Raw genomic sequence first — 14131 nt, 5'->3', positions numbered from 1 at the left:
CTGCACCGACACCGGTGCGTCCCCGCCCACCGCGACCGGCCCGACATGGATCTGCCGGCTCCTGCGCCGCTCGGCGAGCTTGGTCGGAACGGACGGCATGCCGAGTGAAATAGCAGTCATCTGCTGTGCAACCCCAAGTCCTGGTTCAAGGTCCGGGCCCGTGCAGCGGCGGGCTCCCGGCATCCGAGATTACGGCACGCGTCCGCCCGGCAGCACACCCCGTCCGCATGTGCGCCGCGGGCAGGAGGCCGGGCGCGTGGGCGCCGGCCGCCTGCCCGCGGCACGGGTGGTCAGGAGATCCGGACCGGGTTCACCACGTCCGCGATGAGGACGAGGATCGTGAAGCAGATGAACACGCTCGCCACCACGTAGGCCACCGGCATCAGCTTGGCCACGTCGAAGGGGCCCGGGTCCGGGCGGCGCAGCACGCGGGCCAGGTGACGGCGCAGCGACTCCCACAGCGCGCCGGCGATGTGGCCGCCGTCCAGCGGGAGCAGCGGGAGCATGTTGAACAGGAACAGGGACAGGTTGAACCCGGCGACCAGCATCAGCGCCATGGCCAGCTGCTGGGTGGCGGGGATGTCCAGGGTGAAGATCTCGCCGCCGACGCGGGCGGCGCCGACCACGCCCATCGGGGAGTCGGGCTGGCGGGGGGCGCCGTCGAAGGCCGCCTCCCACAGCGCGGGGATCTTGGCGGGCAGGCTCGCGATGGAGTCGACGGCGTCGCCGACGCGCTCGCCCATCCAGGTCAGGGACTCGCCGAAGTCCTGGCGGACGATGCCGGTGGCGGCGCTGAAGCCGAGGAAGCCGGCGGTGACGTACTGGCCCTCGACGATCTGGCCGTGGGAGTCCTTCTTGGCGACCTGGTTGGTGGCGATCTTCGCGTGCAGGGTGAGGTCGTGGCCGTCGCGCTCGACGACGATCGGCACCTCGCGGCCCGGGTTGGCGCGGATGAGGTCCGACAGCCGGTTCCAGTCGTCGGTGTGCACACCGTCGAAGGAGACGATCGTGTCACCGGCCTTCAGTCCCGCGGCGGCGGCCGGGGAGGGCGGGTCGGTGCTGCGGCAGGTGTCGCGGTTCTCGCTCTGGGCGATGACGCACTGGGAGACCGAGCTGACGGTGGTGGTCTGCTGGGAGATGCCGAAGCCCATCAGCACGGTGAGGAACAGCGCGACGGCCAGCACGAGGTTCATGAACGGGCCCGCGAACATCACGATGACCCGCTTCCAGGGCGCACGTGTGTAGAACAGGCGCTTCTCGTCGCCGGGCTGCAGCTCCTCGAAGGCCGCCGAGCGGGCGTCCTCGATCATGCTGCGCCAGGGCGAGGTGGAGCGGGCGGTGATCCGGCCGTCGTCGCCGGGCGGGAACATGCCGATCATGCGGATGTAGCCACCGAACGGGATGGCCTTGATGCCGTACTCCGTCTCGCCCTTCTTGCGCGACCACAGGGTCGGGCCGAAACCGACCATGTACTGCGGCACGCGGATGCCGAAGAGCTTGGCGGTGGAGAGATGTCCCAGCTCGTGCCACGCGATCGAGAACAGCAGGCCGATCACGAAGACGACTATGCCGAGGATCATCATCAGATGTGTCATGCACGCGCCTCCGTACTGGCCGTCTGCGCTGTCAGTTCCCGGGCCCGGGTCCGCGCCCAGCTCTCCGCCTCGAGGACGTCCGGCAGGGTCAGCGTAGTTCCCGCGGCGGGTGTGCCGTGCTCCTCGACCACCCGTGTCACGGTCTCCATGATCCCGTTGAAGGGCAGCGCACCGCGCAGGAAGGCGTCGACACATTCCTCGTTGGCCGCGTTGAACACGGCCGGGGCGGTGCCGCCGAGGCGGCCCACGTGCCGGGCGAGGTCCACCGAGGGGAACGCCTCATTGTCGAGGGGGTGGAACTCCCAGGTGGAGGCCTTGCTCCAGTCGAAGGCGGGCGCGGCGTCGGGGACGCGCTCGGGCCAGCCCAGGCCGATGGCGATGGGCCCGCGCATGTCGGGCGGGGTTGCCTGGGCGAGGGTGGAGCCGTCGGTGAATTCCACCATCGAGTGCACGTAGGACTGGGGGTGGACGACGACCTCGATGCGCTCGAAGGGGATGTCGTACAGCAGGTGTGCCTCGATGACCTCCAGGCCCTTGTTGACGAGGGTGGCGGAGTTGACGGTGATCACCGGTCCCATCGCCCAGGTGGGGTGGGCGAGGGCCTCCTCGACGGTGACGTTCGCCAGCTCGGCCTTGCTGCGGCCGCGGAACGGCCCGCCGGAGGCGGTGACGACGAGCTTGCGCACGTCCTCACGGGTGCCGGCGGCCAGGGCCTGGAAGAGGGCGGCGTGCTCGGAGTCCACCGGGATGATCTGGCCGGGTTTGGCCAGCGCGGTGACCAGGGGGCCGCCGACGATGAGCGACTCCTTGTTGGCGAGCGCGAGGGTGCGGCCCGCCTCCAGCGCGGCGAGGGTCGGGGCGAGCCCGATGGAGCCGGTGATGCCGTTGAGCACGGTGTGGCACTCGGAGGCCGCGACCTCGGCGGAGGCGTCGGGTCCGGCGACGATCTCCGGCAGGGGGCGGCCCTCGTAGCGGGCCGCGAGCGCCTCCCGCAGGGCCGGTACGGCCTCCTCGCGCGCCACGGCGACGGTCCGCACGCCGAGCCGGTGCGCCTGGTCGGCGAGGAGATCGACCCGTCCGCCGTTGGCGGACAGCGCCGTGACCCGGAAGCGGTCCGGGTTGCGCAGGACGAGGTCGACGGCCTGGGTGCCGATGGACCCGGTGGACCCGAGGATCACCACGTCCTTGGGGCCGTCCCCGGTGGCGGGGTCGAAGACGAGGTGCGGGTCGGCGAGGGAGGCTGCACTGTCGGTCATCCCCCCATTGTGGCCGCACCACCGGTGTGCGCCGACAGCGCATCCCACAGCCAGGTGTACGCCCCGCACCACCCGGGGCGCACACCCGCGCGTCGGCCTGCTGGACTCGGGCGTCGTCCGGCCGGATGCGCCCTGGTCCTACCGGATCGGGCGGCGTACGTTCTCCCGCTCGCTGGGGCCCGGGCGGGCGTCCGCGATCCACGGCCCGTCGTCCGAGGGATCGATGATCCCTTCTTCCAGCCAGGTGTAGGCGCCGCCGACGACCCCCTTGACGACCGTGCGGTCGAGGTCGTCGGTGTTGGTCCACAGCCGGTCGAAGAGTTCGGCCACCCGGATGCGGGCCTGGCGGCAGAAGGCGTCGGCGAGCTGGTAGGCCTCGCGGCCGTGGTCGCCGCGGCTGCGCAGCAGCTCGGCACGCACGCAGGCGGCGCTCATCGCGAACAGCTCGGCCCCGATGTCGACCACCCGCCCGAGGAAGCCCTGCTTGGTCTCCATCCGGCCCTGCCAGCGGGACATGGCGTAGAAGGTGCAGCGGGCGAGCTTGCGGGACTGGCGCTCGACGTACCGCAGGTGGCAGGAGAGGTCGACGTGGCCGGCCGGGTGGAACTCGGCGTAGGAGTTCGGCAGCCGACCCGGGCCCACGACCAGCCTGGGCAGCCACTTGGCGTAGAACACACCCGCGTTGGCGCCGGCCTTCGCCTTGTCCCGCAGGGACGTGTCGGGGTCGATGAGGTCTCCGGCGACGGAGAGGTGGGCGTCGACCGCCTCGCGCGCGATGAGCAGGTGCATGATCTCGGTGGAGCCCTCGAAGATGCGGTTGATGCGCAGGTCGCGCAGGATCTGCTCGGCGGGGACGGCGCGTTCGCCGCGGGCGGCGAGGGAGGCGGCGGTCTCGTAGCCGCGGCCGCCGCGGATCTGGACCAGCTCGTCGGCCATCTTCCAGGCCATCTCCGAGCCGTACAGCTTGGCGAGGGCGGCCTCGATGCGGATGTCGTTGCGGTCCTCGTCGGCCATCTGCGAGGACAGCTCCAGGATCGCCTCCAGGGCGAAGGTGGTGGCGGCGATGAAGGAGATCTTCGAGCCGACCGCCTCGTGGTGCGCGATCGGCTTGCCCCACTGCTCGCGGGCCGCGGACCACTCGCGGGCGATCTTCAGGCACCACTTGCCGGCCCCGGCGCACATCGCGGGCAGCGAGAGCCGGCCGGTGTTGAGGGTGGTCAGGGCGATCTTCAGCCCCTGCCCCTCCTCGCCGATGCGGTGGGAGGCCGGGACCCGCACCCGGTGGAAACGGGTGACGCCGTTCTCGAGGCCGCGCAGGCCCATGAAGGCGTTGCGGTTCTCGACGGTGACACCCTCGGAGGCGGCCTCGACGACGAAGGCGGTGATGCCGCCGCGGTGCCCCTCGCACGTCGGCACCCGTGCCATGACCACGAGCAGGTCGGCGACCACGCCGTTGGTCGTCCACAGTTTCACGCCGTCGAGGATGTAGTCGTCCCCGTCGGGTGTGGCGGTGGTGGCCAGCCGGGCCGGGTCGGAGCCGACGTCGGGTTCGGTCAGCAGGAACGCCGAGATGTCGGTGCGGGCGCAGCGCGGCAGGAAGGTCTCCTTCTGCTCCTCGGTGCCGAAGAGCTTCAGCGGCTGCGGGACCCCGATGGACTGGTGGGCGGAGAGCAGGGCGCCGATCGCGGGGCTGGCGGACCCGACCAGGGCGAGCGCCTTGTTGTAGTAGACCTGGGTCAGGCCGAGACCGCCGTACTTGGTGTCGATCTTCATGCCGAGTGCGCCGATCTCCTTGAGGCCGGCGATGACCTCGTCGGGTATCCGCGCGTCGCGTTCGATGCGGGCGGCGTCGACCTTGGTCTCGCAGAAGTCGCGCAGCTTGGCGAGGAACTCCTCGCCGCGCTGCACGTCGTCGTCGGCCGGCAGCGGGTGCGGGTGGATGAGGTCGAGCCGGAAGCGGCCCAGGAACAGCTCCTTGGCGAAGCTCGGTTTGCGCCAGTCCTGCTCACGGGCGGCCTCGGCCACCTGACGGGCTTCGCGCTCGGTGACGGTGGGCTTGCTGGTCGTCGGTGCGGACATGGGGTCACCTCACCGCGGGAGAGATCACGACGGATCTCGTGAACGAGGAAACGGGGGTCGTGGGGGAACGGGGATACGGGGGTTCGTGGGGGCGAAACGTTACCGACCGGCCCTACCGGTTCGTATGTACCCGATCCCGTACAGGCTCACCACCTCGGCCGCAGCGGCCCCTGGGTGTCCCCGCCCGCGCGACCCGCCGGTGAGCACCGGTGGCGGCCCTGTCCCGGCGGCAGGTCCGGAGCATGTGCGGCAGGGGGCCGAACGGGTGAGGTGTGCCCGGAGCGGACCCACGTCGGCGGGGACGGCGAGACGGTGCGGCACAGCCGCGGCGAGGTGGAGAGGATGCGGTGAGGAGGATGGGAGACGTCCGGACGTCGGACCCGTGCGGTGTCGAAGCGCTTCGGACAGCTGGACAGTCCGGATGATCTGGGGTTACGGTCGAGCGATCCGCGCTCTACCAGGCGCATCATCTCTCTGGATCGAAGCGCTTCACTCTTGGAGGACGCCGACATGATCACCCTCGCCGAGGTCGCTCGGCACGCCGGAGTCTCGGCGAGCACGGTGAGCTACGTGCTCAGCGGCAAGCGGTCGATCTCCGCGGGCACCCGGCAGCGGGTGGAGCGCGCCATCCGGGAGCTGGGCTACCACCCCAACGCGGGGGCCCGCGCGCTGGCGGGTGGCAGGTCCAACATCATCGCCCTCATGATTCCCCTGCGCACGGACATGTACGTGCCGGTGATGATGGAGATCGCCATCGCCGTGGCGACCACCGCCCGCATCCACGGCTACGACGTGCTGCTGCTCACCGGCGAGGAGGGCCCCGACGCAGTCCGCCGGGTCACCGGCAGCGGCCTCGCCGACGCGATGATCGTCATGGACGTCCAGCTCGACGACGAACGGCTGCCGCTGCTGCGCGATACCAGCCGGCCCAGCGTCCTGATCGGACTGCCTTCCGACACCACCGGTCTTACCTGCGTGGACCTGGACTGGACGGCGGCGGGCGCGCTGTGCGCGGAGCATCTGGCGCGGCTCGGGCACCGCGACATCGCCTTCATCGGCGAGGCTCCCGCCGTCTACGAACGGCACACCGGCTTCGCCGAACGCACCCTGGACGGCCTGCGCTCACGGGCCCGGGAGCTGGGTCTGCGAGTCCTGCACCGGCCCTGCGCGGCCGGGTACGACGCCGTGGCGGCCACCGTCACCCGCGTCTTCGACGAACGCCCCCGCACCACGGGGTTCGTCGTGCAGAACGAGTCGGCGGTCGAACCGCTGCTGGCCCTGCTGCGTCAGCAGGGACGCGCGGTGCCGGAGGACGTCTCGGTCGTCGCGGTCTGCCCCGAGCAGGTCGCCGTGCAGGCCTCGGTTCGCCTGACCTCGGTCGCCGTTCCCGCCCAGGAGATGGGCCGCGGCGCGGTCGAGCACCTGGTGGCCAAGCTGGACGGGCGTGAGGACCACGACGTGGCGCTGATCGCGCCCGAGCTGACGGTGCGGGCCAGCAGCGGAGTGGCTCCGGCGGCGCACTGACATCACCGGCTCACGGGGAAACCGCGGTGGGAACGGTGCGGACCCGGCGTGAGCCGGTTTGTCGGGTGGGGGAGCGGGCGGGTTCAGCCGGCCACCGCCGGCAGCGCCTTCTCCGGCCTGCCGCCCTCGACCTGACCGCCGTCAGCCGGACCTGGCTCAGCTGTTCAGATCGATCTTGCCGATGCTGCCTGGATCGATCTTCCCGCCGATATTGCCCCGATCACCCAGAGTTCCCGGATCAAGCTTGCCGGGAATTATCTTGCCGGGATCAATTTTGCCTGCACCGCCCGGAGTCGTGCCACCCGGAGTCGTACCGCCCGGAGTCGTACCGCCCGGAGTCGTGCCACCCGGAGTCGTACCGCCCGGAGTCGTACCGCCCGGAGTCGTGCCACCCGGAGTCGTACCGCCCGGAGTCGTGCCACCCGGAGTCGTGCCACCCGGAGTCGTACCGCCCGGAGTCGTACCGCCAGGTGTTGTACCGCCCGGTGTTGTACCACCGGGTTGCGCCGGCACGGTCACGATGATGGGCACGTAGATGACTTTGGAACCCCGGCGCTTTTCCTTGTACTTGTAACAGACGAAGACGTTTCCCTTTTTCTTGTAGCACTTGGCCGGCTTCTCGTGCGCTGTCTGCACCTTGTCCACCGGTGCGGCACTCGCTTCACTCGCCGATGTCACGCCGAGCATTCCGGCCGCCAGGCAGGAGGTCGCAGCCACTGCGATACCTGCCGACATCCTTCTTCTCATGACCATCCAGCCTTACGTCGCTGAGCGCTGTTCAGTTCGTCGAATGACGCGTGAAAGAATTCACCCGTTACCCACCATTGAGCATGGGCGTCGCGGCGCCCACGGACAAGAGGAAGAACGACCCTGCGGCGTGGGCAGAACTACCCCTGCGCTACCTGCGCTGTCACCAACCTCCGCAGAGAGAACAGCTAGCCCGCCGGACGCATGCCGGTGGTCTCGTCCTGCCGCAGCGCCAGGCGGGCCAGATCGACGCGTCGGCGGTAACCGGTCTTGCTCGCCAGCCGGTCGAGGTGGGAATGGACGGTGTGCTGACTGATATTCAACTGCACCGCTATTTCACGGTCGGTGGCGCCGCTGGCGACCAGATCGATGATCTGCCGCTCCCGGGCCGTGATATTGGCACGGCTTTTGGTGAGACAGTGATGGTTGAAAGAGGTGGAGAAGTAGCTTCGCCCCGATACGAGGGTCCGCAGTGCCGTGAGCAACTCGCTCTCGGTCGCGGACTGGCTCACATATCCCCGTGCCCCGGCTTCGATGGACAGCAGCAGGTCGTCATGGGACGCCGAAGGCGACAGCACGAGCACCACGCATCCGCGTCTGTCCAGCCGGGCGATGAGACCGAGCACATCCCGCATGCCCGTGTGGAGATTGACGACGGCGACGTCCGCGCGCCGCACGTCGTACTCCCCCGCCGGCTCGACGAAGGTGCTCCGCAGATCCGGAGCCTCGTCGATGACCTGCTTCAGGCCACGCCTCAGGAGCGGACAGTCGGAGATGATCACAATCTGCGCCATCGCGATTCCCTAGCAGTCCGAGCGCCGGCCGCCTGCCGGGGTCGGGCCATGATGCGGAAGCGGCCCCCGCATCACCTGTTCACCACCGCTTCGGCACCGGCACCGTGCGCCTCAGTCCAGCCGGCCGGGGGCGGCGCCGGGATCCGGCCACGCCGGTGCCCCTCTGGTTCCATCATGGCGCGGGACGCGTCGCTCGGCAGAAGCAGCCACGGGCTGCCTGGTCCGGCAACGCTCTGGAACAGCGGCGGCCCGGGTCCCCGTGCGAGGGGACCCGGGCCGCCGTCCACGACCGGTCGGACCGGCTGTGCAGGGCCCTACAGAGCCAGGCCGGTCAGGACCAGGACGCGCTCGTAGGTGTAGTCCTCCATGGCCGAGCGCACGCCCTCGCGGCCCACGCCGGACTGCTTGACACCGCCGTAGGGCATCTGGTCGGCGCGGTAGGAAGGGGCGTCGCCGATGATGACGCCGCCGACCTCCAGGGCGCGGTGGGCGCGGAACGCGGTCTGCAGGTCGTGCGTGAACACGCCCGCCTGCAGGCCGAACTTGGAGTCGTTGACCGCGGCGAACGCCTCCGCCTCGCCGTTCACCTTCTGCACGGTCAGGACCGGGCCGAAGACCTCCTCGGTGGCGAGGGCGACACCGGCCGGGACGTCGGTGAGGACGGTCGGCGCGTAGGAGGCGCCGTCCCGCTTGCCGCCGGTGAGCAGCTTCGCGCCCGCGTTCACCGCCTCGTCGACCCAGGACTCCACGCGCCGGGCGGCGTCCTCGCTGACCAGCGGGCCGACGTCGGTGGCCGGGTCGGACGGGTCGCCGGTGTTCTGGGCCTCGACGGCGGCCACGATGCGCGGCAGCAGCCGGTCGTGGACCGAGGCGTCGGCGATCACCCGCTGCACGGAGATGCAGGACTGGCCGGCCTGGTAGTTGGAGAAGGTGGCGATGCGGTTCGCCGCCCAGTCCAGGTCCTCGTCGGAGGACCAGTCGGCGAGGACGACGGCGGCGGCGTTGCCGCCCAGCTCCAGGGTGCAGTGCTTGTGCGGCACGGACGCCTCGATGGCGTAGCCGACCTTGTCGGAGCCGGTGAAGGAGATGACGGGCAGCCGCTCGTCCTGCACCAGGGCGGGCATCCGGTCGTTGGGGACGGTGAGCACCGACCAGGAACCGGCCGGCAGGTCCGTCTCGGCGAGCAGCTCGCCGAGGAGCAGGGCGGACAGCGGGGTGGCCGGGGCCGGCTTGAGGATGATCGGGGCGCCGGCGGCGATGGCCGGGGCGACCTTGTGCGCGCACAGGTTCAGCGGGAAGTTGAACGGCGCGATGCCGAGGACGACACCCTTGGGGAAGCGGCGGGTGACGGCGAGCCGACCCTGGCCGCCCGGGTCGGTGTCCAGGCGCTGGGCCTCGCCGCCGTTGAACCGGCGTGCCTCCTCCGCGGCGAGGCGGAACACGGACACCGCACGTCCGACCTCGCCGCGCGCCCACTTGACCGGCTTGCCGTTCTCGGCGGTGATCAGCTGGGCGATCTCCTCGGCGCGCTCGGCCAGCCGCTTGCCGACGTGGTCCAGGGCGGCGGCGCGCACATGGGCCGGGGTGGCGGCGAACTCGTCCAGCACGGCGTGCGCGGCGGCCACGGCCTCCTCGACCTGGGCGTCGGTCGGCACGCTGACCTTCCCGACCAGCCGGCCGTCCCACGGGGAGGTGACGTCGAAGGTGTCCTCGCCGGTGGCCTGGCGGCCGGCGAGCCAGAAGGCGTGGGTGGAAGTCATGTACGAGTCCCGGCCCTTCCGCTAGAGGGTGTGTGCTTGCGCGGTCAACGGTAGGGCGGGGGCGGCGGATCGGCGCTTGTCCGTGGTGGAGCAGTGCCGGACGGGGGTGCGCCTGTTTGTCGTACGACCGGCGGTGGGGACACGCGTGTGCCCGGCCCGGATGGCGGGCGTCCGGTCAGTCCGCGGCCGTGGCCTTCAGCGCCAGCCACAGCTCCATGCGGACGTCCGGGTCGTCGAGCGAGCGCTGGAGGATCTCCTCGACCCGCCGCATCCGGTAGCGCAGGGTGTGCCGGTGCACGCCGAGGTCGGCGGCGGCCGCGTCCCACTGGCCGTGCCGGGACAGCCAGGCCCGCAGCGAGGCCACCAGGTCGCCGCGGCCGGTGGCGTCGTGTTCGTACAGCGCCCGCAGCAGCCCGTCCGCGAACGCCCGTACGGCGTCGTCGGCGAGCAGCGGCAGGATCGAGCCGGAGGCCATCTGCTCGTGCTCGACGAGTACCCGGCCGCGCCGCCGGGCCACCGACAGGGCCTGCTCGGCCTGCTTGTAGGCGGCGGCCGCGGCGATCGGCCCGGCCGGTGCGGACAGGCCCACGATCAGCTCGTCCCCGTCGGCGGTGCGCTGCTCCGACGCGGTCGCGGCCCGGTCGGTCTCCAGCTGTGCGGCGTGCTCGGTGCATGCGGTGACCGCGGCTCCGCCGTCCGCGGCGACCACCACCAGACGCCCGCCGTCGGGGACGACGAGGACCGCCTCGCCGGCCCGTGCGGCCGCGGCCTCGGCGACCTCTCCGAGCTCGGCGAGCGGGTCGCCCACGGGGCCGGCGGCGGCCGCTGTGCCGGCGGGTGCGGAGGCGGCGGGTTCGGCGGTGGTGTGCCCGTCGGTGTGCGCCCGCGCCGCGGAGGCCGCCGCGGACGCCGGGGCGGACTCGGCGACCAGGATCCTGAAGGGCGCGTCGAGCAGGCCGCCGTACAGGTCGCCGGCGACGGCGCGGGCGTGGTCGACCTGCCCGGCCAGCAGCATGCGCAGCACGGCGGCGCCGATGCGCTGCTCGGCGGCGTGCAGCGAGCGGGAGCGTTCCGTGACGAGGGTGAGCAGGGCGACGGCCGAGTGCACGGCGTACCGTTCGGCGGTGCCGAGCGGGGCGGCGGTGCCCACGGCGAGCGCGGCGCGCGGGCGGCGTCCGGTGCCGAGGGCGTGCAGTTCGACGCGGTCCTCGGTCCCGGGGTCGCCGACGACCGCGGAGGCGGGCGCGGGCCGCTCGCGCAGCCGCTCGACGTCCGCGGTGAGCCGGGCGGCCCTGCGGCCGGCCCACTCCGGGGCGGTGGCGACGACGGTGCCGGAGGCGTCGTAGAGGGCGGCCCAGCCGTCCAGCTGGGCCGCGAGCGCGCTCAGCAGCCCTTCGGGGCCGGCGGTGAGGGCCTGGCGGGTCAGCTCCCGCTGGGCGGCGAAACCGTCGGTGACCGCCCGGTACTGTTCGGCGGCGATCGCCGCGGACACCGCCTTGCTGATGGCGAGGAACGGGGTGCGCCGGGGCACCTCCAGCAGCGGCAGGCCCGCCTCCTCGGCGGCCGTGACGAGCGCGGCCGGGACCTCGTCGTAGTTCACCCCGACCGCGAAGCCCAGTCCGACGACTCCCGCCTCGACCAGCCGCCGCACATAGCGGCGCATGGCCTCGGGGTTCTCGGCGTCCAGTTTCAGCGCGGTGATCAGCAGCAGTTCCCCGCCCTCCATGTAGGGCACGGGGTCGGCCAGCTCGCTGACGTGCGCCCAGCGCACCGGTGTGTCCAGGCGGTCCGCCCCGGCGCGCACGGTGAGCTTGAGCGCCGAGTGGTGGACGAGCGAGGCGAGGGTCGGGGGCATGCTGCCTTCAGGTGTGCAACGGTCCGGCGATCGAGGTGATCGGTTGGCCGTCGCGTAGGAACGGCCTGTCTCGATTCTGCCTCACTGTCCGGTCCGCGGGCCCGGGCCGCCGCCGGCCGCACCCCGGACACCGGCCGCCGGCCGGGGTGCCGGCCGGCCGCCGGCTCCGTCCGGCCGCTTCAGCCGCGCAGGTCGACCAGCAGCGGCGGCGCGTGCTCGCCGTCCACGCTGGTCAGGGACAGCACCGCGTGGCCGGGTGGGACCTCGTGGGCCAGCTGGGAGGCGGACCAGCGTTCCCTCTCGACCTGCTTGGTGGTGACGGCGTCGGTGGTGACCGCCTTGCCGGTGACCAGTTTGCGCAGGGCGTGGATGGCCCGGGTCATCGGCTGGTCGGCGAAGACGGTGTGCTTGGCGACCTCCGTGGTCTCCACCCATTCGGTGCCCCAGGCGTGGGCGAACCGGCTGCCGTCCCAGGTGGTCACCCCGGACAGGGCCATCCGGCAGCCGACCGCGCCGAGCAGCGGCCCGTGCAGCGCCTCCGGGACGTCCGCGATGGTGCGCAGCGCGAGGACGACCCCGGCGTTTCGCGCCCGCAGCCGCTGGATGCGGCGCACCGACTCGGGGGTGACGCATCCGGTGGCGTCGTCGAGGACCAGGCAGGCGAAGTGCGGGCGGCGCGTGTCCCGGACGACGGTGTGGAACTGGGCCAGCACCAGCCGGGTGAGCAGCCGGGCCGCCTCCTCGTGGCCGTGCTCGGGCAGCTCGATGCGGACCCGCAGCGGATGGTGGGCGACGGCGCGCAGCGAGAACGGCCTGCCGTCGGCGCGGTCGCCGGCGGCGAGGAAGCCGGCGAAGACCGGGCGGTCGAGCAGCGCGAGCCGGCCGGCGAGGACCGGGCCGACGTCCCCGGCGGTGCCGGTCTGCCGCATCCGCGCGTCCAGTTCGCGGCGCATCACGGCGTGCTCGCCGGACTCCAGGCCCGCCCGCAGCGCGGCCAGCGCGCCCGGGTCGCCCTCCAGCAGTTCCCGCAGCACGGGCAGCGGCGGGAAGTGCCCGTGCACCGCCCGGTAGGGGCCGAGCAGCTGGGCGAGCGCGGTGACGGCGCGCTGGGTGCCGACGGCGTCCAGGTCCCCGGCCAGGGCCTCGGCCAGGACGGCGGCGGCCTCGTCGGGGTCGTCGCACTCGGCGTACGGGTCCAGGTCGTGCGGGGAGGTCGGATCGCCGACGCGGATCACCACGTCGTAGGCGTCGTGCCGGCCGAGCGGGGTGCCGGCGGCGCCGACGGCGACGAGTGCGCAGGTGCCGGTGAGGGCCTGCAGGGCGAGGAATTCGGTGACCGGCTGGATCACGTGCCGGGTCTTGCCGGAGCCGGGCGGCCCGACCACCAGCAGCGAGGTGCCCAGCGTGTCCGGGCCGAGGGCGGCGCCTGCGTCGTGGTAGGCCTTCGGGGCGCGCTGTGCCGGCACCCAGCGGCCGAGCCGGACCTGCTGCTGGAGCAGGTCGTGCCGGGCCTGCCGGGCGGGCAGGTCGCGGGCGCCGGAGGGGTGTGTCCAGGCGGCGCCGCCGTCACGCAGCACGGTGTCGGTGAAGCCGGTCAGGCCGCCCTCGCGCCGGGCGCGGTCCCAGGCCCGGTGCACGCGGGCGCAGTCCACGTCGTTCATCCGCCCGCCGGCGACCTCTGCGGTCAGCACGTCGGCGGCCTGGTGCTGGCCGGCGTCCCGCAGGTCGGGCCACTGGGAGCGGGGCAGCCGGGCGGGCGGTGCGGCGGCGGGGTCGGCGGCGGCCTTGCGGCGGGCGGCCAGCTCCTTGAGGTACGGCAGCCAGCCGCCGAGGCGGGCGAAGGGCCACACCACCAGCAGGGTGATCAGCGCGTAGAGGGCGTCGGTGAACAGCGGGGAGGCGAACAGGCCGTAGCCGCCGGAGATCAGCGCGATGAGGGAGAACAGGGGGTCGACGACCGGCACCGGGTCCCAGCCGGCCCCGAAGGCGCCGGGGAAGACGAGGGCGAGCGCGCCGAGCGCGGCGACGGCGGCCAGCAGGGCGCGGGCGGGCTGCGGGCGGCGGCCGACGACGTGCCGGGCGACGTCCGGCCAGCTGCCGAGCCGGCCGACGGCCCAGACCAGGACGGCGAAGAACACGCCGTCGTAGACGACCCGGGCCTCGCTGCCCTCCATGCCCTTCGGGGACAGGGTGCCGCCCCACCACCAGTCGTCGGGGGTGAACAGCTTCAGCAGCACCCCCTGGTAGGGCACGGCTCCCCGCCGCCACAGCGACCACAGCAGCAGCGCCACGACGAGCGGGATCAGCAGTCCCACCACGGTGAGGGAGGGCAGGCGCTCCGGGCCGTCCCCGTCGCCCTTGGGCGGCCGGTGGCCGAGGCGGAAGATGCCGGGCGCGGCCTCGGGCCGGGGCGCGTCCAGCCAGTCGGCGACGGCGGACCGGGGGGCGGGCGAGGACGGCTGCGACGGCGCGGACGGCGCCGGGGTGCCCGGGGCGTGCGCCGGGCGGGGCGGCACCGGCT

Annotated in this window: 9 protein-coding genes and 1 pseudogene; 1 reads left to right on the top strand and 9 read right to left on the bottom strand. The window is 72.7% G+C overall.

Going from position 1 to position 14131, the window contains the following annotated elements; all coding sequences use genetic code 11:
* The 4 genes and pseudogenes from IE286_RS26620 to IE286_RS26605 all read right to left on the bottom strand — a co-directional run.
* Positions 1 to 120: pseudogene (locus tag IE286_RS26620) on the bottom strand (flavodoxin-dependent (E)-4-hydroxy-3-methylbut-2-enyl-diphosphate synthase); the annotation flags it as partial.
* A gap of 170 nt (positions 121 to 290) precedes the next feature.
* The gene (locus IE286_RS26615) at positions 291 to 1595 is read right to left on the bottom strand and encodes a M50 family metallopeptidase (protein ID WP_505014455.1); all 1305 of its coding nucleotides are present in this window, start codon (positions 1593 to 1595) and stop codon (positions 291 to 293) included.
* Positions 1592 to 2851, bottom strand: a complete 1260-nt coding sequence (gene dxr, locus IE286_RS26610; protein ID WP_189799317.1) for a 1-deoxy-D-xylulose-5-phosphate reductoisomerase — start codon at positions 2849 to 2851, stop codon at positions 1592 to 1594. The genes IE286_RS26615 and dxr overlap by 4 nt, the downstream gene beginning before the upstream one ends.
* A gap of 138 nt (positions 2852 to 2989) precedes the next feature.
* Positions 2990 to 4930: an acyl-CoA dehydrogenase family protein gene (locus IE286_RS26605; protein ID WP_189799316.1), complete on the bottom strand. Its 1941-nt coding sequence runs from the start codon at positions 4928 to 4930 to the stop codon at positions 2990 to 2992.
* A gap of 510 nt (positions 4931 to 5440) precedes the next feature.
* Here IE286_RS26605 and IE286_RS26600 point away from each other — a divergent pair.
* Positions 5441 to 6454 carry a LacI family DNA-binding transcriptional regulator gene (locus tag IE286_RS26600; protein WP_189799315.1) on the top strand — a complete coding sequence of 338 codons (1014 nt, stop codon included), beginning with the start codon at positions 5441 to 5443 and terminating at the stop codon, positions 6452 to 6454.
* A gap of 156 nt (positions 6455 to 6610) precedes the next feature.
* Here the strand turns inward: IE286_RS26600 and IE286_RS27530 are convergent, their stop codons facing one another.
* The 5 genes from IE286_RS27530 to IE286_RS26575 form a co-directional block, all read right to left on the bottom strand.
* Positions 6611 to 7189, bottom strand: coding sequence for a hypothetical protein (locus IE286_RS27530; protein WP_229863802.1), 579 nt, complete (start codon positions 7187 to 7189; stop codon positions 6611 to 6613).
* Between the two features lie 200 nt (positions 7190 to 7389).
* Entirely contained in the window at positions 7390 to 7995 is a 606-nt protein-coding gene (locus IE286_RS26590) for a LuxR C-terminal-related transcriptional regulator (protein ID WP_189799313.1), read from the bottom strand.
* A gap of 314 nt (positions 7996 to 8309) precedes the next feature.
* Positions 8310 to 9755 carry an aldehyde dehydrogenase family protein gene (locus tag IE286_RS26585; RefSeq protein WP_189799312.1) on the bottom strand — a complete coding sequence of 482 codons (1446 nt, stop codon included), beginning with the start codon at positions 9753 to 9755 and terminating at the stop codon, positions 8310 to 8312.
* Between the two features lie 175 nt (positions 9756 to 9930).
* Positions 9931 to 11610, bottom strand: coding sequence for a PucR family transcriptional regulator (locus tag IE286_RS26580; protein WP_189799311.1), 1680 nt, complete (start codon positions 11608 to 11610; stop codon positions 9931 to 9933).
* A gap of 179 nt (positions 11611 to 11789) precedes the next feature.
* Entirely contained in the window at positions 11790 to 14126 is a 2337-nt protein-coding gene (locus IE286_RS26575) for a type IV secretory system conjugative DNA transfer family protein (RefSeq protein ID WP_373312733.1), read from the bottom strand.
* Positions 14127 to 14131 lie beyond the last annotated feature (5 nt).

This window comes from Streptomyces thermodiastaticus (genome assembly GCF_014656135.1).
Taxonomy (GTDB): domain Bacteria; phylum Actinomycetota; class Actinomycetes; order Streptomycetales; family Streptomycetaceae; genus Streptomyces; species Streptomyces thermodiastaticus.
The sequence above is the reverse complement of the archived record's forward strand: the minus strand, read 5'-3'. Positions and strand labels throughout refer to the sequence as shown.

What these genes read in the sequence shown, in the direction of transcription:
- IE286_RS26615 (WP_505014455.1), bottom strand. Translation starts at nt 1,595, where the DNA reads ATGACACATCTGATGATGATCCTCGGCATAGTCGTCTTCGTGATCGGC.
- dxr (WP_189799317.1), bottom strand. Translation starts at nt 2,851, where the DNA reads ATGACCGACAGTGCAGCCTCCCTCGCCGACCCGCACCTCGTCTTCGAC.
- IE286_RS26605 (WP_189799316.1), bottom strand. Translation starts at nt 4,930, where the DNA reads ATGTCCGCACCGACGACCAGCAAGCCCACCGTCACCGAGCGCGAAGCC.
- IE286_RS26600 (WP_189799315.1), top strand. Translation starts at nt 5,441, where the DNA reads ATGATCACCCTCGCCGAGGTCGCTCGGCACGCCGGAGTCTCGGCGAGC.
- IE286_RS27530 (WP_229863802.1), bottom strand. Translation starts at nt 7,189, where the DNA reads ATGTCGGCAGGTATCGCAGTGGCTGCGACCTCCTGCCTGGCGGCCGGA.
- IE286_RS26590 (WP_189799313.1), bottom strand. Translation starts at nt 7,995, where the DNA reads ATGGCGCAGATTGTGATCATCTCCGACTGTCCGCTCCTGAGGCGTGGC.
- IE286_RS26585 (WP_189799312.1), bottom strand. Translation starts at nt 9,755, where the DNA reads ATGACTTCCACCCACGCCTTCTGGCTCGCCGGCCGCCAGGCCACCGGC.
- IE286_RS26580 (WP_189799311.1), bottom strand. Translation starts at nt 11,610, where the DNA reads ATGCCCCCGACCCTCGCCTCGCTCGTCCACCACTCGGCGCTCAAGCTC.